Origin of the sequence: Gordonia sp. NPDC058843 (assembly GCF_042743165.1) — a bacterium.
Classification (GTDB): Bacteria; Actinomycetota; Actinomycetes; order Mycobacteriales; family Mycobacteriaceae; genus Gordonia.
Map to the genome: position 1 here is coordinate 64657 of NZ_JBHYNC010000003.1, position 18619 is coordinate 83275.

An 18619-nucleotide genomic window follows, 5' to 3' on the forward strand; every position below is an offset into this window, starting at 1 on the left:
TCAGCTCTTGATCATGTTGCGCAGCACGTACTGCAGGATGCCTCCGTTGCGGTAGTAGTCGGCCTCACCCGGGGTGTCGATGCGCACCTTGGCGTCGAACTCCACCGTCGAGCCGTCCTCCTTGGTGGCGGTGACGTGCACCGTCGAGGGCGTGCTGCCGGAGTTCAGTTCCTCGATGCCGGTGATGTCGAAGGTCTCCGTGCCGTCGAGGCCCAGCGACTTGTGCGACTCGCCTTCGGGGAACTGGAGCGGGATGACGCCCATACCGATGAGGTTCGAGCGGTGGATGCGCTCGAAGCTCTCGGTGATGACGGCCTTGACGCCGAGCAGGCTGGTGCCCTTGGCCGCCCAGTCGCGCGACGACCCGGTGCCGTACTCCTTGCCACCGAGCACGACGAGCGGCGTGTTCTGCGCGGCGTAGTTCTGCGCGGCGTCGTAGATGAACGACTGCGGCGCACCCTCCTGGGTGAAGTCGCGGGTGTAGCCGCCGGAGACGCCGTCGAGCAGCTGGTTCTGCAGACGGATGTTGCCGAAGGTCGACCGGATCATCACCTCGTGGTTGCCGCGGCGGGCACCCAGCGAGTTGTAGTCCTTGCGTGCCACACCGTTGGCGTCGAGGTACTGCGCGGCGGGGGTGCCGGGCTTGATCGTCGATGCGGGGGAGATGTGGTCGGTGGTCACCGAGTCGCCGAGCTTCGCGAGCACGCGTGCGCCCTTGATGTCGGTGACGGGCGACGGCTCACGCTGCATGCCCTCGAAGTACGGAGGCTTGCGCACGTAGGTGGACTCGTCGTCCCATTCGAAGGTCTTGCCCGACGGGGTCGGCAGGTTCTGCCAACGCTCGTCGCCCTTGAAGACGTCGGCGTAATCCGAGGCGTACTGCTCCGGCGAGATCGACGACGCGATGGTCGCTTCGATCTCCTCGTTGGAGGGCCAGATGTCCTTGAGGAAGACGTCGTTGCCGTCGGTGTCCTTGCCCAGCGCGTCGCTCTCGAAGTCGAAGTCCATTGTGCCGGCCAGGGCGTAGGCGATGACCAGCGGCGGCGACGCGAGGTAGTTCATCTTCACGTCGGGGTTGATGCGACCCTCGAAGTTCCGGTTGCCCGAGAGCACCGCGGTGGCGGTCAGATCGTGCTCGTTGATCGCCTTCGAGATCTCCTCCGGCAGCGGTCCGGAGTTGCCGATGCAGGTGGTGCAGCCGTAGCCGACGAGGTAGAAGCCCAGCTTCTCCAGGTACGGCCACAGACCGGACTTGTCGTAGTACCCGGTGACGACCTGCGAGCCCGGGGCCATGGAGGTCTTGACCCACGGCTTGGAGGTCAGGCCCTTCTCGACGGCCTTCTTCGCCAGCAGGGCGGCGCCCAGCATGACCGACGGGTTGGAGGTGTTGGTGCAGCTGGTGATCGACGCGATGGTCACGATGCCGTGGTCGAGGATCATGGACCCGCGCTCCTCGGAATCCACACGCACCGGCTTGGACGGGCGGCCCTCGGCGCCGTTGGCGGCCGAGTGCAGCGGCTCGGCGTCGTCGTCGGCGAAGGACAGGGTGGCCGGATCGGAGGCGGGGAAGCTCTCCTCGACGGCCTCGTCGAGCTTGGTCTGCGGGGCCGAGTTGCCGTTCTCGACATAGTTGTGGATGTCCTTGCGGAACGCGTTCTTGGCGTCCCACAGCTCGATGCGGTCCTGCGGACGCTTCGGGCCGGCGATCGACGGCACGACCTCGGCGAGATCGAGCTCGAGGTACTCCGAGTAGACGGCCTCCTCGGCGTCCTTCTCCAGCCACATGCCCTGTTCCTTGGCATAGGCCTCGACGAGGGCGAGGGTCTCGGCGCTGCGGCCGGTGAGCTCGAGGTACTTGATGGTCTCGTTGTCGATCGGGAACATCGCGCAGGTCGAACCGAACTCAGGGCTCATGTTGCCGATCGTGGCGCGGTTGGCCAGCGGGACCTCGCCGACACCGTTGCCGTAGAACTCGACGAACTTGCCGACCACACCGTGCTTGCGCAGCATCTCGGTGATGGTGAGGACCACGTCGGTGGCGGTGACGCCCGGCTTGGTCGAACCGGTGAGCTTGAAGCCGACGACGCGCGGGATGAGCATCGAGACCGGCTGTCCGAGCATCGCCGCCTCGGCCTCGATGCCGCCGACGCCCCAGCCCAGGACGCCGAGGCCGTTCTCCATCGTGGTGTGCGAGTCGGTGCCGATGCAGGTGTCGGGGTAGGCGACGCCGTCACGGACCATGACCGAGCGGGCGAGGTGCTCGATGTTGACCTGGTGGACGATGCCGGTGCCCGGCGGCACGACGCGGAAGTCGTCGAAGGCGCCCTGGCCCCAGCGGAGGAACTTGTAGCGCTCCTCGTTGCGCTGGTACTCGATCTCGACGTTGCGCTCGAACGCCTGCGCGTTGCCGAAGGCCTCGATGATGACCGAGTGGTCGATGACCATCTCGGCGGGTGCGAGCGGGTTCACCTTGTCGGGGTCGCCGCCGAGTTCCTGCACGGCGTCACGCATCGTCGTGAGGTCGACGATGCAGGGCACGCCGGTGAAGTCCTGCATGATCACGCGGGCGGGCGTGAACTGGATCTCGACGCTCGGCTCGGCGTTCGGATCCCAGTTCGCGATCGCCTCGATGTGTTCTTTGGTGATGTTGGCGCCGTCTTCGGTGCGCAACAGGTTCTCGGCCAGGACCTTGAGCGCGTAGGGGAGCTTGCCGGTGCCCTCGACGGCGTTCAGACGGTAGATCTCGTAGCTGTTGTCACCGACGTCCAGCGTGCCGCGGGCGCCGAAGGAATTGATACTCACGTCTAAATCCACTCTCCTCGTGTGCCGGCGGGCTGCGCCGGCGATTACTCGATGATCCACTTGCGGTCGGGCGGGACGGGCGTCGGCGAGCCGGGGCTCGGTCGTCGCTCCCGTTCCGTCGGTGTCCGCGCCGTCTGACGTTCTGCACCGGCGGGCTGCGCCGGCGCCATCGGATGTCCGCGAGGGCCACCCGCGACAACATCGTCCAGTCTAACAGTACGAGCGTACTGTTACCAAGCTTGCGCCCGGGACACGCCGGCGGGGACCTGTCGGAACCGGAATACCCAGACGACTCCATTGTGTCGTACGGTGCAGGGCGGGGTTCGGCGAGTGGGCACTCGACGTCGGCGCGATACCGGCCGTCAACGTCCGCGCAACCCGGGTGATCTCGAGAGGCAGGGGTGGCGGATGGGTCCGCAGGCGACGACGCTGGTGCTGGCAGCTCCGGCGGAGAACAACGAACTCACCGGACTCGTCGGGGTCGACATGGGTGCGTTGTCGCAGGACATCGCCGACGACGGCGTGGCCGGCGCGACCCCCGAGCAGGTGCCCGGCATGCTCGAGGTGGTCGAGTACGCCCAGTCCAAGGGTCACGATGTGAGCTTCGTTGTCATCGACCAGGTCCAGCCGCGCTTCACCTTGTATCGCGACATCGCGAACCAATTGCAGGAGCAGGTCGGTGGCACCGTCATCGTCCTGGGCCCCAATTCGGTCGGCAGTTCATCGCCGGAGTTCAGTCGGGTGGTGCAGGAGCAGGCCACCGACGGGCTGACGCTCACCGATCCGGCGGGTGCCGCCCGTCAGATGATCGACACGATGACGGGTCCGAACGTCGACTGGACGATCGTGGGCATCCTCCTGGTCCTCGTCGTCGCGGGCGGTGCCGTGCTCGCCAGGGTGCGGCAGATCCGCGCCCGCAAGAACCTGGCCGCGGGACCCCTGGGGCCCGTGCAGGCCACCGCCGCAGCGTCGGACGAGTCATCGTCGCGACGCCGTGAGGTATCCACCTCCGATCACTAGTCCGGACCGCTCTCGGTCCGTTCGGCCGGCGGCCGAGGGAGAAACGATCTCGGCGCTCTGACACCTGCTTGCAGCCGCCCGTATGGTTCCGCCGGCGTGTCGTACGGTCTGTTGCCAATTCGAGACCTTGACGATCGTCCGATCTTTCGCCAGTTCACGGCATTTTCGCAGGTAATCACGCCTTTGTAATTCTCGTACGAGGTTTTCTCGTGTGGTTGATGTGACGTACGGTTCTGATGTCACGTGTGATGGCTGTGTCCACTGCAGGGCCCAATGTGACGCAAGTGCAGTGCGTGATCGCCGTGGTTCTCGAAACCCGGACGATCGCCGAAACGGGGATCGCGAGATCCCCGCACACATCGCGAGGAGTTCCAGGTGAGGCGAGGAAGAACTGGTGCGTCGTGGCCGGCGCGCGTCTCGGCGGCCCTGGCTGTCGTACTCATCTGCGCGGTCGGCGCGGGTCATGCCACTGCAGCGCCGAAGAAGGCGCCCGAGTCGCCCATCTCCGGCCTCATCAACCGGATCGCGACGGTCAACCAGGACATCGCCGACCTGGATCAGGCGCTCGCGGCCCGCCAGGAGAACGTGAACCGATCGATCGTCGATTTCCAGAACTCCCTCGCCCAGCGACGCCTCGCCACGGTGGCCGCGCGCGGAGCGCGGACCGAACTCGATCGTTCGAGCAAGGCCGTCGTCGACGCGCAGAAGGAGTTCGACCGCTTCGCGCGTCTGGCCTACCAGCAAGGGCCAGAGCAGGGCTCGATGTCGAACTACGTGTCCTCTGAAGACCCCCAGTCGGTGCTCGACCGCATGAAACTGATCGACCAGGTCGGCAAGAAGCAGCAGGAGATGATCCGGCGACTGCAGGTCGCGCGGAATCAGAAGGCCAACCGTCTCGCTGCCGTGGAAGCCACCCGTCGACAGGCGTCGTTCGCGGCCAAGAGTGCCGAACAGCGCAAGGTCGATGCCATGGCGGCGGTCACCGAGGCGAAGACCGCCATCGCGAATCAGCAGAAGCGCAAGGCCACCCTGGTCGGTGAACGCGACCGGGTCCAGAAGCGTCTCAACACGATCCGCGGATACGTCCCGAAGAAGACGGTCGAGGGGCCGTCGGCGAGCGACCTGCTCACCAACCTCTTCCCGACGGACCCGTCGGCCGAGGGAGCCCTGAAGGCACTGCCGGCCACACCCGCCACCGACAATCAGGCACTGGCTGTCGCGGCCGAGGCCGCCGCGCGCCTGGCCATCGATGTCGGTCAGTCGATTCTGGCGGGTCTCGTCGGTCAGCAGCAGTTGCCCCAGTCCGAGTTACTCAACGAACTCGGCGTCGGCGGTGCGGATCTCACCGGCAGCAGTGGTGGCGACACCCTCAGCGCGCGGCTCGGTTCCGGGAGCCTCGGCACCCTGTTCGGCAGTTCCTCCGGCGGCGGTGGCGGAGGCGGGATGGTCCGGCCCGGACTCCGCGGACCGCAAGCCGTGGAGATCGCGGTCAACCGCGCGTTGTCTCAGCTCAACGTTCCGTACGCCTGGGGCGGCGGTGACGCCAACGGTCCGACACAGGGCATCCGCGACGGCGGTGTCGCCGACAGCTATGGCGACTACAACAAGATCGGTTTCGACTGCTCCGGCCTGATGATCTACGCGTTCGCCGGCGTGGGCATCGAGCTGCCGCACTACACCGGGTACCAGTACACCTCGGGCCCGCAGTTCCCGCTGTCGCAGATGCGACGCGGCGACATGATCTTCTACGGTCCCAACGCGAGCGCTCACGTCGCGCTCTACCTCGGTGACAACAAGATGGTCGAGGCGCCGCAGTCGGGTGACGTCGTCAAGGTGTCGCCGCTGCGCACCGACGGCGCGATGCCCAACGTGGTGCGTCTGCTCTGACGGTCGTGCAGTTCGCGCGGGCCTCGTGAACGACCGACACCCGCCAGGTCTTCTTGGCACCTTTTCAGTTCGCACGGCTAGGCTGGCACAGACACATGGGGGCGTCGGCCTGCGCGCTGCATGAACGCGGCCGCGTCCAGGGCTGACGCATCGCAGTCCGGCGGACAGCAGTTCAGAGGAACAGGAGCACGGGTTTGACCGAATCGCACTCCCTCGGCAAGGCGGCCACGGGGGATCCCGCGGCGGCAGGAGCGGACTCCTCGGTGCTGAGCGACGCCGACGTCGCCCTGCTGGAGCGGGCCATCTACGAGGTCAAGCGCGTCATCGTCGGCCAGGATCAGCTCGTCGAGCGCATTCTCGTCGGTCTCCTCGCGCGTGGCCACATCCTCCTCGAAGGCGTGCCCGGCGTTGCGAAGACGCTCGCGGTCGAGACGTTCGCCCGCGTCGTCGGCGGATCGTTCTCCCGCGTGCAGTTCACCCCGGACCTGGTGCCCACCGACCTCATCGGTACGCGGATCTACCGCCAGGGCCGCGAGGAGTTCGACACCGAACTCGGTCCGGTCGTCGCGAACTTCCTGCTCGCCGACGAGATCAACCGCGCACCTGCGAAAGTGCAGTCGGCTCTCCTCGAGGTGATGGCCGAACGACACGTGTCGATCGGCGGCAAGACGTACTCGATGCCGGATCCCTTCCTGGTGATGGCGACTCAGAACCCGATCGAGAACGAGGGCGTCTACCCGCTCCCCGAAGCTCAGCGCGACCGCTTCCTCTTCAAGGTTCTCGTCGACTATCCGTCGGTGGAGGAGGAGCGGGAGATCGTCTACCGGATGGGCAACGTCCCGCCGACCGCGTCCCAGGTTCTCGACCCCACCGCGATGCTCCGCCTGCAGCGGACCGCGGCGAACGTCTTCGTCCACCATGCGCTGGTCGACTACGTCGTCCGTGTCATCAACGCCACCCGCCGCCCCGCCGAGCTCGGCCTGACCGACGTCGCGTCGTGGCTGTCCTACGGGGCGTCGCCGCGCGCGACGCTGGGCATCGTCGCCGCTGCCCGTGCGCTGGCACTGGTCCGCGGTCGCGACTACGTGATCCCGCAGGACGTCGTCGAGATCATGCCCGACGTGCTCCGGCACCGGCTCGTGCTGTCCTACGACGCGCTGGCCGACGAGATCGATGCCGATCAGGTCATCGCCCGCGTCCTCCAGACCGTCGGACTGCCGCAGGTCGGTGCGCAGCCGATCCCGCAGGGTCAGTATCCCGGTGGGCAGCAGCAGGCACCCAATGGCGGACTCGGCCCGAACGGCTATGCCGCGCAACAGGTTCCGCAGTCAGCCGGTCCGACGGACCCGAATTCGGCCCCGGTGAACCGGAATTCGCCTCAGTATGGCGGCTAATCGGGACCTACCGCGCCTCGGCGCCGGTCTGCTCGACGAGGCGCAGCTGACCGCGGCGCTGAAGATGCTCGAGCTCACCGTGCGACGCAAACTCGACGGCGTGCTGCAGGGCGAGCACCTCGGACTGATCCCGGGACCGGGTTCGGAACCGGGGGAGGCACGGGCGTACCAGCCGGGCGACGACGTCCGGCGGATGGAGTGGTCGGTCACCGCGCGCACCACCCAGCCACACGTGCGACAGATGATCGCCGACCGCGAACTCGAGACCTGGCTCGTCGTCGACGCCTCGGCCAGTCTCGACTTCGGCACCGTCGACTGCACCAAACGCGACCTGGCCGTCGCGGCGGCCGCGGCACTGGTCCACCTGACGACCGGCGGCGGCAACCGGCACGGCGCGCTGGTGGTGACCGGAGACGACGTCGTGCGGGTGCCGGCCCGTGCCGGGCGCGCGCACGCGCAGAACCTCCTGAAGGCCATCGCGACCACCCGGCGCAGTTCCCCGGGGGTTCGTGGCGACCTGAAAGCCGGTATCGAGGCGCTCCGCCGTCCGCAGCGCCGGCGCGGTCTCGCGGTCGTCATCAGTGATTTCCTCGGACCGATCGACTGGGAACGCTCGCTCCGGGCCATCGGCGCGCACCACGAACTCCTCGCGGTCGAGGTCCTCGACCCACGCGACCTCGACCTGCCGGCGATCGGGGAGGTCACCCTGGCCGACGCCGAGTCCGGTGAGATCCACGACGTGACGATCACCGAGGACCTCCGACGCGACTTCGCGGCCGCGGCCCGGGCACACCAGCAGCGTGTGCACCGCACCCTGCGCAGTTGTGGAGGCGCGGTCCTCACGTTGCGCACCGATCGGGAGTGGATCGCCGACACCGTCAAGTTCGTCGCGCAACGCCGTCGCGGCCTCGCGGCGGGGGTGGGGTAGACCGATGCTGTCCAGTCCCTGGTGGTTGCTGCTGCTCCTGGTCGTGGTGCTGCTCGGCGTCGCCTACGTCTACATGCTGCGCCGCCGCAAGCAGCGAGCACTGACCTTCGCCAACCTCGATCTGCTGAAGTCGGTCGCGCCGGCCGATCGGAGCCGGTTGCGCCATCTGCCGATCGCGTTGCTGATCATCGCGCTGATCCTGCTGACGGTCGCGCTCTCCGGTCCGCAGGCCGATCGCAAGGTGCCGCGTAACAAGGCGACCGTGGTCCTGGTGATGGATGTGTCGCGGTCGATGAATGCCACCGACGTGTCGCCCTCGCGTATCCGTGCGGCACAGGAGGCGGCCAAGAAGTTCGCCGACGAACTGACCGAGGGAATCAACCTCGGACTCATCTCCTTCGCCGGGACCGCGGCCAGTCTGGTGTCGCCGACCCCGGACCACAACGCGACCAAGGTCGCGGTGGACAAGCTGCGGCTCGACGACAAGACGGCGACGGGCGAGGGCATCTTCGCGGCCCTGCAGCAGATCAGCACGCTGAACGCGGTCCTCGGCGGCACCGAGGGCGCGCCACCCGCGCGGATCGTGCTGCTCTCCGACGGCAAGGAGACCGTGCCGGACGATCCCGACGACCCGCGCGGTGCCTTCACCGCGGCCCGCAAGGCCAAGGAAGAGAAGATCCCGGTCTCCACCATCTCGTTCGGCACCCGGACGGGCACCGTCGAGCTCGAGGGTGACCGGGTCCCGGTCCCCGTCGACGACGATTCGCTGCGCAAGATCGCCAACCTGTCCGGCGGTGACTTCTTCACCGCGGCCAGCCTCGACGAGCTGAACAAGGTGTACGAGCAGCTGCAGGACGAGATCGGTTACGAAACCCGCCGAGGAGACAATTCGAAGCCGTGGCTGATCGCGGGTACGTTGTTTGCGCTGGTGTCGGCGTTCGCCGCCCTGGCCATCAATCGCCGGCTGCCCTGAGGCGGCCCGTCTGCGGTGCCGCCGGGCCACCGCCGCGTCACCCCCGCAACGAGAACGGATAGGTTGAACACCCATGACGGCAGCTAGCAACGAAGCGCACAGTCCCTCCCGCTCGGTCCTGGTCACCGGCGGCAACCGCGGAATCGGTCTGGCCGTGGCCCAGCGCCTGGCCGCCGACGGCCACCGGGTCGCCGTGACCCACCGCGGATCCGGGGCCCCGGACGGGCTCTTCGGCGTCAAATGCGATGTCACGGACTCCGAGTCGGTCGACCGCGCCTTCGCCGAGGTCGAGGCGCACCAGGGTCCCGTGGAGATCCTGGTCGCCAACGCGGGCATCACCGAGAACATGCTCCTCATGCGCCTCTCCGAGGAATCCTTCGAGAAGGTCCTCGACGCGAACCTCACCGGCGCATTCCGGTGCGCCAAGCGCGCCACGAAGGGAATGCAGCGCGCCAAGTGGGGCCGGATGATCTTCCTCGGCTCGGTGGTCGCGATGTCCGGTATCCCCGGACAGGTGAACTACGCGGCCTCCAAGGCGGGGCTCATCGGCATGGCGCGTTCCATCGCGCGGGAGATCGGTTCGCGCAACATCACCGCCAACGTCGTGGCGCCCGGGTTCATCGAGACGGACATGACCGCGTCGATGGAGGATCGTTACATCGAGATGGCCAAGCAGGCCATCCCGCTCGGCCGTACCGGGAAGCCAGAGGACGTCGCCGCGGCCATCAGCTTCCTCGCTTCCGACGAGGGCGGTTACATCTCCGGCGCCGTGCTTCCCGTCGACGGCGGTATGGGCATGGGGCACTGACCCTCACCCGGGCGTCGAGCCACCACGCGCGACCCCACGGCACGTCAATCAACGTCGATCTCAGGAGCACATCCAAGTGAGCGGAATCCTGGACGGGAAGACCGTCCTCATCACGGGCATCATCACCGATGCGTCGATCGCCTTCCACGCCGCAGCCATGGCGCAGGAGCAGGGCGCGACCGTCATCATCACCGGCATCCCAGAGCGGCTTCGGCTGATCGACCGGATCGCGCGGCGGTTGCCGAAGGAGGTGCCGCCGGCCATCGGTCTCGACGTCACCAACGAGGACGATCTCAACGCACTCGCCGGGAAGATCACCGAGCTGGCGCCACAGGGCATCGACGGCGTGATGCACTCGATCGCGTTCGCGCCCCGGACGTTGATGGGTCCCGAGGCCAAGCCGTTCCTGGAGGGGCCGGGTCCCGACGCCGCGAAGGCCTTCGAGATCTCCGCGTGGAGTTACGCCTCGCTCGCCCGCGCCGTGCTCCCCGCCATGAACGAGGGCGGGTCCATCGTCGGCATGGACTTTGATCCCCGCACCGCGATGCCGTACTACAACTGGATGGGCGTGGCGAAAGCCGCCCTCGAATCGGTGAACCGGTACGTGGCACGTGAGGTGGGTAACGCCAAGAACGTCCGGTCGAACCTCGTGGCCGCCGGACCCATCAAGACCCTGGCCGCCAAGGCGATCGCGGGCACCGCGACCGACGATGCCAAGCAGCTCAACATGCTCAACGAGTACTGGGACGGTGCGTCCCCGATCGGCTGGGATGTCGACGACCCCACCGTCGTCGCGAAGTCCGTGTGCGCACTGCTCAGCGACTGGCTGCCGGCCACCACCGGGTCCATCGTGTACGTCGACGGCGGCGCCAGCCACAACACCTGGTTCCCGGAGGGCATGACCTCCGGCTCATGAGCGCGTCAACACCGGGCGACACCGCGCCCTTCGATGCCGTCCTGTTCCTGTCGTTCGGGGGGCCGGACGGGCCCGATGACGTGATGCCGTTCCTGGAGAACGTCACTCGGGGCCGGGGGATCCCGCGGGAGCGGCTCGAGTCGGTGGCCGAGCACTACCTGCACTTCGGTGGTGTATCGCCGATCAACCGGCTGAACCTGGAGATGATGGATGCTCTCCGGAGCGAGCTCGGCAGACGCGGTGTCGACCTCCCGGTGTACTTCGGCAACCGCAACTGGCACCCGATGGTCGAGGACACGCTGGCGGAGATGTACCGGGCCGGCCATCGTCGAATCCTGGTGTTCCCGACGTCGGCCTGGGGCGGCTACTCGGGGTGCAGGCAGTATCACGAGGACATCGACCGGGCGGTGACAGCGCTTGCCGAACGGGAGCCGGCGAGCGTCGCACCCGGTGGTGCGGTGGTGCTGCGCAAACTTCCGCAGTACTGGTCGCACCCGGCGTTCGTCGCGGCCGGGGCCGACGCGGTGCGCCGGGCCGTGGAGACTCTCGGACCCGGTGACGAGGCCCCGCGGTTGGTGTTCACCGCCCACTCGGTGCCGACCTCCGCCGACGACGCATCGGGTCCCGCGGCGGACGGCGGGAACCTGTACTCGCGCCAGGTGATGGCCGCGTCACAGGCGGTCGCCGACGAGCTCGGCGTCGCCGACTTCGACCAGGTCTGGCAGTCACGGTCGGGTCCCCCGCAGATCCCGTGGCTGGCGCCGGACATCTGCGATCATCTGGAAGACCTTGCCGCGCAAGGAGTTCGACGAGTTGTTGTGTACCCGATCGGGTTCATCTCCGATCATCTCGAGGTGATCTGGGACCTCGACAACGAGGCTGCCGAGGTCGCCGACCGGTTGGGCATGGACTACGCGCGCGCCGGCACCGTGGGTCCCGATCCCCGTTTCATCGAGATGATCGGCGAGTTCGTGGAGGCCTACGCCGGAGGAGTCGGCGATCTGTCCGCGATGGGGTGCGGCGATAATGGCCGTACCTGTCGAGACAGGTGTTGTGTGCCGGCGCGCCCGAGATCGTCGGCGACGACCAGTCACTGAGTGGCACAGATCCTTCGCGACTATAACGATTCGGTATAGGAATGCACTGAAATGTGATCTGCGCCTCAACCAAAATGAAACTCTCTTTTGACGCGCACCTTACTCAGGGTGCGAAAGTGAGAGAGGAATCCCCATGGCAGAAGGACCGATCAGGCTCGAAATCGACGTCCTCGGACCGATTCTCGAAACACTCATGTCCGGCTCCGCTGAGGGCAGCAGCGAATCTGCAACCTAGACAGTTCACCCGTCGTGGGCTGCGTCGTCGACGCAACCCACGACGGTGTGACAACCCCTCTTGGTGTGTGACCACGGTGTTCACCGCAGAACGAACCCTCACCACAGCTGATCTCCGTCCCGCGACGCAGCTTCTCGCCCGTGCAATCGAGGACATTCCGCTGTATCGATGGGTCCTGGGTGATTACCTCACCGATCCCGCGTTGCGTGAATGGCTTGCCGAGATATTGGTTCGGCCTTATCTCAAAGCGGGATATGTGATCGGTTCCTTCCAGAACGAGCATCTCGTCGGAGTGCTGATCTGGCATCCCCACGATGTCGAATTGTCGTCCGACGGTGAACCGCCTCTCGTCCCGGATGATTTCGTCCGGGTCGCGGCGATTCCCGGACTCCGAGAGCGGCTGATCCAATTCTTGACCAGCGCGCAATTGCCCTCGCCGGCGGCAGATGCCGTCGACGTGCGTATCGCGGCGGTCCTTCCCGAAGCGCGTGGTGGCGACGCTCTCGTCCGCATGATGCGCGAAGTGGAACGGTTCTGTGTCGCGGCGGCCCGGCCCTATTACGCCTGGACCGGCTCCGAGCGGTTGCGCGACTGGTTTGTCCACGAATGGGGGGCCACGCTGTTCGCGACGGAGAGTCGGAACGGACTCGACATGTACGGCGTCGTGTCCGAACGCCCGCCGAGGCTTCGGACAGGTCGTGCGCATCAACTGCGCGGCGACTCAGTGGCGCAGTAGTTCGAGGATCGTCTGATTGACCGCGGCTGCGCGCGCGGTCCGGGTCAGGATCTGCAGACCGCGGAGTGTCGCATCGCCGGAATCCCATTGCCCGGCGCTGTCGCCCATCTCCACGTTGTGCGCGCCCGCGAGGTCGACGATGGCCTCGACCTGTGCCGCCGTGTCGATGAGGCGGGTCGAGCGTGCGTCGAGCAGATGTGGGGGCAAGGCGACCCGGTGCCGCGTGGTGAGCGCGGCCAGTTGCGTACGAAGATCGCTCGCGTCGGCCGACCGCCGGCCGCCGAGTCCGCCGATGATCGATGTTGCCTCCCGAACTGCTTGTCGCAGTTCGTATTCGAGGTCACCCGCGCTGGGTCCTGCGGACACCAGATGTCCGAGGTCGAGTGCGGCGTCGTAGCGGTACGCCGACCAGGTACACGTGACGAACGATGGATCGTCCGCGGAGCGCGCCGTGGCGGTGAATGCGGGCACGAGCGCGAGGGTGCCCGCTCCGGTCGCATCGACGAGCAGGACCTCGCCCGCGCCGAGTGCGGCCGAGGTGGCCGGATGTGGGGGGAGTCCCTGCGGATCACCCGTGGACGGAAGACGGACCACGAGGCGGTGCGCCGGTCGCAGCAGGGCGAGCAGATCGAGTATCCCATTTGTCGAAGGCCTTGTGGGAGAACCCTGTTCGACCATCGGGGTGGGGGAGTCGGCCCAGTGCATCACGTGGCGGTCGGCGGACTCTGCCAGGGCTTCGATCACGTCGTCGGGGGAGCAACGGCCGGTGAGCCAGGCGGCCGCCCACGCGCCGAGGGCACAGGTCGGCCACGCGACGGTGGAAGTGGAGAGTAGGCGGCTGCGATTCATCAAGATGCCAGGATACCGCCGGGCCGAGGGCTGGGTCGGGCGTGGCAACCCGAGGGACGGAGCCGCGGGGCATACGGTGTGTGCGCCGCCCCGACCTGTCCATCGCGGCGGCGAGATGACGGATCGAGAAGGTGGTGTGCGATGGATGACCGCTATGGGCGCGATGTGCTCTCCCAGCCCCGCCGGGCGAAGCCGCGTCCCGCGGAGGTCGCGGCGGATCGGGACCTGGTCGTCGAGGACGCCGCCAGCGGTTTCTGTGGCGCGGTGGTCGGGCTCGAGAAGAGCTATGCCGGCGACCTCGTGCGTCTGGAGGACCGCCGTGGCCAGACGCGGGTGTTCCTGATGCACCCCGGTGCGTTCCTCATCGACGGACGCCCGGTGACGCTCGTGCGGCCGCGCACCCGGGGTCCGCAGAAGGCCGCGGTGACGGCGTCGGGGTCGCGAGCCGCCCCGCGTTCGCGCGCGCGCACGGCGCGCGCGAGCCGGATATTCGTGGAAGGCGTGCACGACGCGACGCTCCTCGAACGCGTCTGGGGTGACGACCTCCGCGCGGAAGGTGTGGTCGTCGTCAGCCTCGACGGTCTCGACAACCTCGACGCTGCGCTCGACGAATTCCAACCCGCACCCCATCGTCGTGCGGGTGTCCTGGTCGACCATCTGGTGGCCGGCTCCAAAGAGGCACACCTCACCGCCGAGGTCGGGGAGCACGTCCTCGTGTGCGGCCACCCCTACATCGACGTCTGGGAGGCGGTGAAGCCCGCGTCCGTCGACATCCCGTCGTGGCCCCGGATTCCACGGGGCACGGACTGGAAGACCGGGGTGTGTGCCGAGCTCGGCTGGGGAGATCCCCGCGCCGGCTGGCGCCGGGTGCTCAACGGGGTGAGCAGCTTCCGTGACCTCGAAGTCGATCTCCTGCGGTCGGTCGAGGAACTCATCGATTTCGTGACCGCGGCCGAGGAGCCCAGGTGACACCGGCTTTCTGAACCGATGCGCGGCCCGGTCCGTTGCGCGGCCCGGGCTCGGTTTCGGACATCTCTGGCAGACTGGACCCATGAGCGCCCTGCTGTGGTTGGCAGCCGCGATCGTCCTGACGGTCGCGGAGATGTTCGGGGGTGAGCTCGTCCTGCTCATGCTCGCCGGTGGTGCATTCGCGGCCGCCGGCGTCGATTTCGCCTTCGAGCCTCCGCTCTGGGTCGATGGCCTGGTCTTCGCACTCGTGTCGGTGCTGTTGCTGGTGGCGGTCCGTCCCATCGCCCGACGCCACATGCTGAACCGTCCCGCGGTACTGATGAACACCGAGGCGCTCGCAGGTCGTCACGCGGTGGTGACCGAGCAGGTCGACGTCAACGACGGACGGGTCAAGATCGACGGCGACGTCTGGTCGGCCCGCGCGATGGACCCCACCCAGGTGCTCGAACCGGGAACGCACGTCACCGTCGTGGAGATCGACGGCGCGACCGCGGTGGTGTTCCGCGCCTGATCGCTATCGCGGTGGCACAGCAGCACGCGAATGACAAAGCAGGGGACGACAAAGCAGAGAGGTGACCATGGAGTTGGAGATTTTCGGCCTGGCCGTCCTGGTCTTGTTCGTGTTGCTCGTGGTGGTGATGGTGGTCAAGTCCGTGGCGCTCATCCCACAGGCGGAGGCGGCGGTCGTCGAGCGGCTGGGCCGCTACACCCGCACGGTCTCGGGTCAGCTCACCCTGCTGTTGCCGTTCATCGATCGCATCCGAGCCCGCGTCGACGTTCGTGAGCGGGTGGTGTCGTTCCCGCCGCAGCCGGTCATCACCGAGGACAACCTGACCCTGTCGATCGACACCGTCGTCTACTTCCAGGTCACCAACCCGCGCGCCGCCGTGTACGAGATCGACGACTACATCGCCGGTGTCGAGCAGCTCACGATCACGACGCTGCGCAATGTGGTCGGCGGGATGACGCTCGAGGAGACCCTGACCTCGCGCGATTCCATCAACGGCCAGCTGCGTGGCGTGCTGGACGAGGCGACCGGCCGCTGGGGGCTCCGGGTCGCCCGCGTCGAGCTCAAGTCGATCATGCCGCCGCCGTCGATCCAGGAGTCGATGGAGAAGCAGATGAAGGCCGACCGGGAGAAGCGCGCGACGATCCTCTCGGCCGAAGGCCAGCGTGAATCGGCGATCAAGACCGCCGAGGGAAACAAGCAGTCGCAGATCCTCGCCGCCGAGGGTGCGAAGCAGGCCGCGATCCTCAGTGCCGAGGCCGAGCGCCAGTCTCGCATCCTGCGCGCACAAGGTGAACGCGCCGCGTCGTACCTCAACGCACAGGGCGAGGCGAAGGCGATCGAGAAGACCTTCGCCGCCATCAAGGCCGCCAAACCGACGCCGGAACTCCTGGCCTACCAGTACCTGCAACAGTTGCCGGAGATGGCCAAGGGCGAGGGCAGCAAGGTGTGGGTCGTGCCGTCCGACTTCGGTTCGGCCCTACAGGGTTTCGCCAAGTCCTTCGGCGTGCAGGGCGACGACGGCGTGTTCCGGTACGAGCCGACGGACTCGCCGCCCTCACCGATCGACGACTCGGAGACCGAGGACTGGTTCTCGATGGCCTCCGATCCCAAGGTCGCGCAGGCAGTCGCCGAGGCCGAGGCGGTCGCCCGTACCCCGGTCGCTCCCGAGATCACCGCTCGCGTGGCGCGGACGTCCCGCCAGGTGCCGTCGGTGGGGTCCGAGCCGGCCGAGCTCACCGATGGCGTGTGGCCCCAGCCGGCACAGCCCGCGGACCCGGGCCCCACCGATCCTCCGGCCCAGACCGGGTCGTCGACGTAGCCGGCCGCTTCGGGATCAGCGGATGACGAGCTGTTCGATGCCGGCCATCCCGACCGCCCACATCACCGAGGCGAACGTGCCCATGATGAATTGCTCGGCCGCGTGCGGGGCGCGGAGTTCGGGATAGCGGGCGAGGCTCTTCACGGCGAGGATGATCGCGAGACCCTCCGGCCACCCGGCCATGAGTGTGCTGACCACCGCGAGACGTTCGAGATAGCCGATGACCCGGCCGCCACGCAGCGGCCCGGTCTCCGTGGTCCCGGTCGGACGATTCGGATCGGGCGCCGGGTTCTCCGGGGTGTCGGGTGCGTTGCTGTCGTCCCCCGGGTCCCCGGCGTCGGGTCCGGGATCCGGGCGCGCGCCGACCCCGCCGGCGACGAGAACCGTCCGGACCACGGGCCCACCGCCGGTGACGGCCGCGAGGGCGGCGACGACCGGGACCGCCGAGGCGAGGAAGCCGGTCGCGGGCCCGGCTGTGGCGGCGAGTACGGCGGCGACCGCCGCCAGCACGAGGAGGACGACGGCCCCGATGACGTCGAGTCGGCGCACGACGGACACCGGCGCCTGACTGCGCCGTGTCCTGGTGACCGACGCCCAGACCGGCGTCGCCAGAGCTGTCAGGGACAGGAGGACGATCGCGGCGGTGGTCATTCCGGTCCTCCGGTGGTGGTGTGCCGGTCCGCCTCGGCGAGCGCGTCCGCGACGAGGTCGAGGGAATCGGACTCGAGATCCCATCCCGCGGCGCGCAGGCGTTGGCTCATGGCCTGCGGGGTGATGTCGAGTTCGGCGGCGGCCTCGACCTGGGTGAGGCCGCGACGCATCAGCTCCACTGCCTCCCGTCCCGCGGAACTGCGAGCGGTGACGACGTCGGCGATGAGGCGGCCGGCCGTCTGGGCATGACGGCACCAGCGTGTCTCCGGGCCGCGGACACAGAGCGGGATGCGCTGCCGTTTGGCGGCTTCGACGGCATCGCGAGCGTGAACGAAGGCGGCTCCGCGTCCGGCGCGGGTGGATCGGGGGAGAGGCTCGTCGACTGCCCCGGCGCCGATACCGACACTCCAGTGACCGTCGGCGGTGAGTTCGACGGCCAACCGGGCCGTGGTCACCGGGTCGTCCAGGATGCCCTGGATCTCGTCACCTGCGGTGCGTTCGAATGCCCGCACGGTGTCGAGTGGCTCGAGCGCGGCGAGGACGGCGTCCACCCGGTCGATGTCGCGTCGGCTCCCGCGCTGGTCGACGGTCAGAACGAACATTGCTCAAGGTTATGTACTTGATCCATGAGAATCAAGCCCTATGACTAGATTGAATCAACTCCGATGACTTGATCGTTGACTATCAAGGCTTGGTACTTGTGTTGCCGGAGTGTTCGACACCGGTAGGCGGGAGTCGAGGACGAGGCCTGCTATACCGATCGCGAAGAGGCCGCCGGTGACCGCCAGTTGAAGTGGATGAGTGTCCCCGGTCAGCGAATCGCCCAGCATCACCACCGCCGCGGTGCCGGGTGCCATGCCGACGATGCTGGCCACCGCGTACGGCACGGGGCGCACCGACGACAGTGCCGAGCAGTAGTTCGCGACCGAGAACGGGCAGGCCGCGATGAAGCGCAGCGACCCGACCGCCAACCAGCCGCGTCGCTCGAGCCGGTATTCGACGGCCCGGACCACGGGGGTCTTCAGGTACGGCTGCACGCGGTCGCGTCCGACACTGCGGACCAGGGCGAAGGCGGCGACCGCTGCGATCGAGGAGGCGATCATCGCCCCCGCGAACCCCACGAGCGGCCCGAAGAAGATCCCGGACATGACGGTGAATGTCGAGCGCGGGATCGGCGCGATGGTGACGACCGCGTAGGCGAGGAAGAACAACCACACGAAAGCAGGTCCCAGGTCGGCGCCCCAGTCGCGCACGCTCGCGATGGAGGGCAGCGGGACGAAGTAGGAGCCGGCCAGGACGGCCGCGAGGAACCCGGCCGCGACGAGGGCCCGGCGGATGATCCGGCGGTCGAACCCCCGGCGCCCCGACGTCGACGCCGGGTCATCTCCGATTGTGTCCGCGCCCGCGACATCGGCGGCGTCGGTCCCGATCGGGTCGGCGACGTCCTCGCTGACAGTGGATGGATCGGGCACCCGGACACTCTACTCTGGACCGCACGGCAGTCAGGATGCTCGAGTGGGCCACG

The 18619-nt window shown here is 67.8% G+C and carries 17 protein-coding genes; 12 read left to right on the plus strand and 5 right to left on the minus strand.

Features of this window, described 5'->3' with window-relative positions; genetic code table 11:
• Positions 1-2802 carry an aconitate hydratase gene (locus ACFW3F_RS03245; RefSeq protein ID WP_388054263.1) on the minus strand — a complete coding sequence of 934 codons (2802 nt, stop codon included), beginning with the start codon at positions 2800-2802 and terminating at the stop codon, positions 1-3.
• Positions 2803-3210: 408 nt separating this feature from the next.
• Here ACFW3F_RS03245 and ACFW3F_RS03250 point away from each other — a divergent pair, with 408 nt between their 5' ends.
• The 9 genes from ACFW3F_RS03250 (at position 3211) to ACFW3F_RS03290 (ending at position 12796) form a co-directional block, all read left to right on the plus strand.
• Positions 3211-3822, plus strand: coding sequence for a DUF6676 family protein (locus ACFW3F_RS03250; RefSeq protein ID WP_388054265.1), 612 nt, complete (start codon positions 3211-3213; stop codon positions 3820-3822).
• A 375-nt stretch (positions 3823-4197) separates the two neighbouring features.
• Positions 4198-5709: an NlpC/P60 family protein gene (locus ACFW3F_RS03255; protein WP_388054267.1), complete on the plus strand. Its 1512-nt coding sequence runs from the start codon at positions 4198-4200 to the stop codon at positions 5707-5709.
• Positions 5710-5903: 194 nt separating this feature from the next.
• Positions 5904-7103, plus strand: coding sequence for an AAA family ATPase (locus tag ACFW3F_RS03260; protein ID WP_388054269.1), 1200 nt, complete (start codon positions 5904-5906; stop codon positions 7101-7103).
• Positions 7093-8031 carry a DUF58 domain-containing protein gene (locus tag ACFW3F_RS03265; protein ID WP_388054271.1) on the plus strand — a complete coding sequence of 313 codons (939 nt, stop codon included), beginning with the start codon at positions 7093-7095 and terminating at the stop codon, positions 8029-8031. Before ACFW3F_RS03260 ends, ACFW3F_RS03265 begins: the two co-directional genes overlap by 11 nt.
• A gap of 4 nt (positions 8032-8035) precedes the next feature.
• Entirely contained in the window at positions 8036-9004 is a 969-nt protein-coding gene (locus tag ACFW3F_RS03270; protein ID WP_388054272.1) for a VWA domain-containing protein, read from the plus strand.
• A 73-nt stretch (positions 9005-9077) separates the two neighbouring features.
• Entirely contained in the window at positions 9078-9812 is a 735-nt protein-coding gene (gene fabG1, locus ACFW3F_RS03275; protein WP_388054274.1) for a 3-oxoacyl-ACP reductase FabG1, read from the plus strand.
• Positions 9813-9888: 76 nt separating this feature from the next.
• On the plus strand, positions 9889-10728 hold the full coding sequence (gene inhA, locus ACFW3F_RS03280; RefSeq protein ID WP_388054276.1) for an NADH-dependent enoyl-ACP reductase InhA: 840 nt from the start codon (positions 9889-9891) through the stop codon (positions 10726-10728).
• Entirely contained in the window at positions 10725-11825 is a 1101-nt protein-coding gene (locus ACFW3F_RS03285) for a ferrochelatase (RefSeq protein ID WP_388054278.1), read from the plus strand. The genes inhA and ACFW3F_RS03285 overlap by 4 nt, the downstream gene beginning before the upstream one ends.
• A 302-nt stretch (positions 11826-12127) precedes the next feature.
• Positions 12128-12796 carry a hypothetical protein gene (locus ACFW3F_RS03290; protein WP_388054280.1) on the plus strand — a complete coding sequence of 223 codons (669 nt, stop codon included), beginning with the start codon at positions 12128-12130 and terminating at the stop codon, positions 12794-12796.
• Here the strand turns inward: ACFW3F_RS03290 and ACFW3F_RS03295 are convergent.
• Positions 12782-13645 (minus strand): serine/threonine protein kinase, encoded by an 864-nt coding sequence (locus ACFW3F_RS03295; RefSeq protein WP_388054552.1) that lies wholly within the window; start codon positions 13643-13645, stop codon positions 12782-12784. The genes ACFW3F_RS03290 and ACFW3F_RS03295 overlap by 15 nt on opposite strands.
• Positions 13646-13786: 141 nt before the next feature.
• Between ACFW3F_RS03295 and ACFW3F_RS03300 the strand changes: the two genes are divergently transcribed.
• From ACFW3F_RS03300 to ACFW3F_RS03310, 3 genes are all read left to right on the plus strand, one after another.
• Positions 13787-14614, plus strand: a complete 828-nt coding sequence (locus ACFW3F_RS03300) for a DUF3097 domain-containing protein (RefSeq protein ID WP_388054282.1) — start codon at positions 13787-13789, stop codon at positions 14612-14614.
• Between the two features lie 82 nt (positions 14615-14696).
• The gene (locus ACFW3F_RS03305; RefSeq protein WP_388054284.1) at positions 14697-15125 is read left to right on the plus strand and encodes an NfeD family protein; all 429 of its coding nucleotides are present in this window, start codon (positions 14697-14699) and stop codon (positions 15123-15125) included.
• A gap of 67 nt (positions 15126-15192) precedes the next feature.
• On the plus strand, positions 15193-16443 hold the full coding sequence (locus tag ACFW3F_RS03310) for an SPFH domain-containing protein (RefSeq protein WP_388054285.1): 1251 nt from the start codon (positions 15193-15195) through the stop codon (positions 16441-16443).
• A gap of 15 nt (positions 16444-16458) precedes the next feature.
• Here the strand turns inward: ACFW3F_RS03310 and ACFW3F_RS03315 are convergent, their stop codons facing one another.
• Genes ACFW3F_RS03315 through ACFW3F_RS03325 form a run of 3 tightly spaced genes read right to left on the minus strand, consistent with a single transcriptional unit; the run spans position 16459 to position 18566 of the window.
• Positions 16459-17094: a hypothetical protein gene (locus tag ACFW3F_RS03315; protein ID WP_388054287.1), complete on the minus strand. Its 636-nt coding sequence runs from the start codon at positions 17092-17094 to the stop codon at positions 16459-16461.
• Positions 17091-17696, minus strand: coding sequence for a hypothetical protein (locus ACFW3F_RS03320; RefSeq protein WP_388054289.1), 606 nt, complete (start codon positions 17694-17696; stop codon positions 17091-17093). Before ACFW3F_RS03320 ends, ACFW3F_RS03315 begins: the two co-directional genes overlap by 4 nt.
• Positions 17697-17750: 54 nt before the next feature.
• Positions 17751-18566 carry a TVP38/TMEM64 family protein gene (locus ACFW3F_RS03325; RefSeq protein WP_388054291.1) on the minus strand — a complete coding sequence of 272 codons (816 nt, stop codon included), beginning with the start codon at positions 18564-18566 and terminating at the stop codon, positions 17751-17753.
• Between the last annotated feature and the right edge of the window lie 53 nt (positions 18567-18619).

Coding starts and splice junctions, on each gene's coding strand:
- ACFW3F_RS03250 (WP_388054265.1), top strand. CDS start 3,211: ATGGGTCCGCAGGCGACGACGCTGGTGCTGGCAGCTCCGGCGGAGAAC.
- ACFW3F_RS03265 (WP_388054271.1), top strand. CDS start 7,093: ATGGCGGCTAATCGGGACCTACCGCGCCTCGGCGCCGGTCTGCTCGAC.
- ACFW3F_RS03270 (WP_388054272.1), top strand. CDS start 8,036: ATGCTGTCCAGTCCCTGGTGGTTGCTGCTGCTCCTGGTCGTGGTGCTG.
- fabG1 (WP_388054274.1), top strand. CDS start 9,078: ATGACGGCAGCTAGCAACGAAGCGCACAGTCCCTCCCGCTCGGTCCTG.
- ACFW3F_RS03285 (WP_388054278.1), top strand. CDS start 10,725: ATGAGCGCGTCAACACCGGGCGACACCGCGCCCTTCGATGCCGTCCTG.
- ACFW3F_RS03295 (WP_388054552.1), bottom strand. CDS start 13,645: ATGAATCGCAGCCGCCTACTCTCCACTTCCACCGTCGCGTGGCCGACC.
- ACFW3F_RS03300 (WP_388054282.1), top strand. CDS start 13,787: ATGGATGACCGCTATGGGCGCGATGTGCTCTCCCAGCCCCGCCGGGCG.
- ACFW3F_RS03305 (WP_388054284.1), top strand. CDS start 14,697: ATGAGCGCCCTGCTGTGGTTGGCAGCCGCGATCGTCCTGACGGTCGCG.
- ACFW3F_RS03310 (WP_388054285.1), top strand. CDS start 15,193: ATGGAGTTGGAGATTTTCGGCCTGGCCGTCCTGGTCTTGTTCGTGTTG.
- ACFW3F_RS03315 (WP_388054287.1), bottom strand. CDS start 17,094: ATGACCACCGCCGCGATCGTCCTCCTGTCCCTGACAGCTCTGGCGACG.
- ACFW3F_RS03320 (WP_388054289.1), bottom strand. CDS start 17,696: ATGTTCGTTCTGACCGTCGACCAGCGCGGGAGCCGACGCGACATCGAC.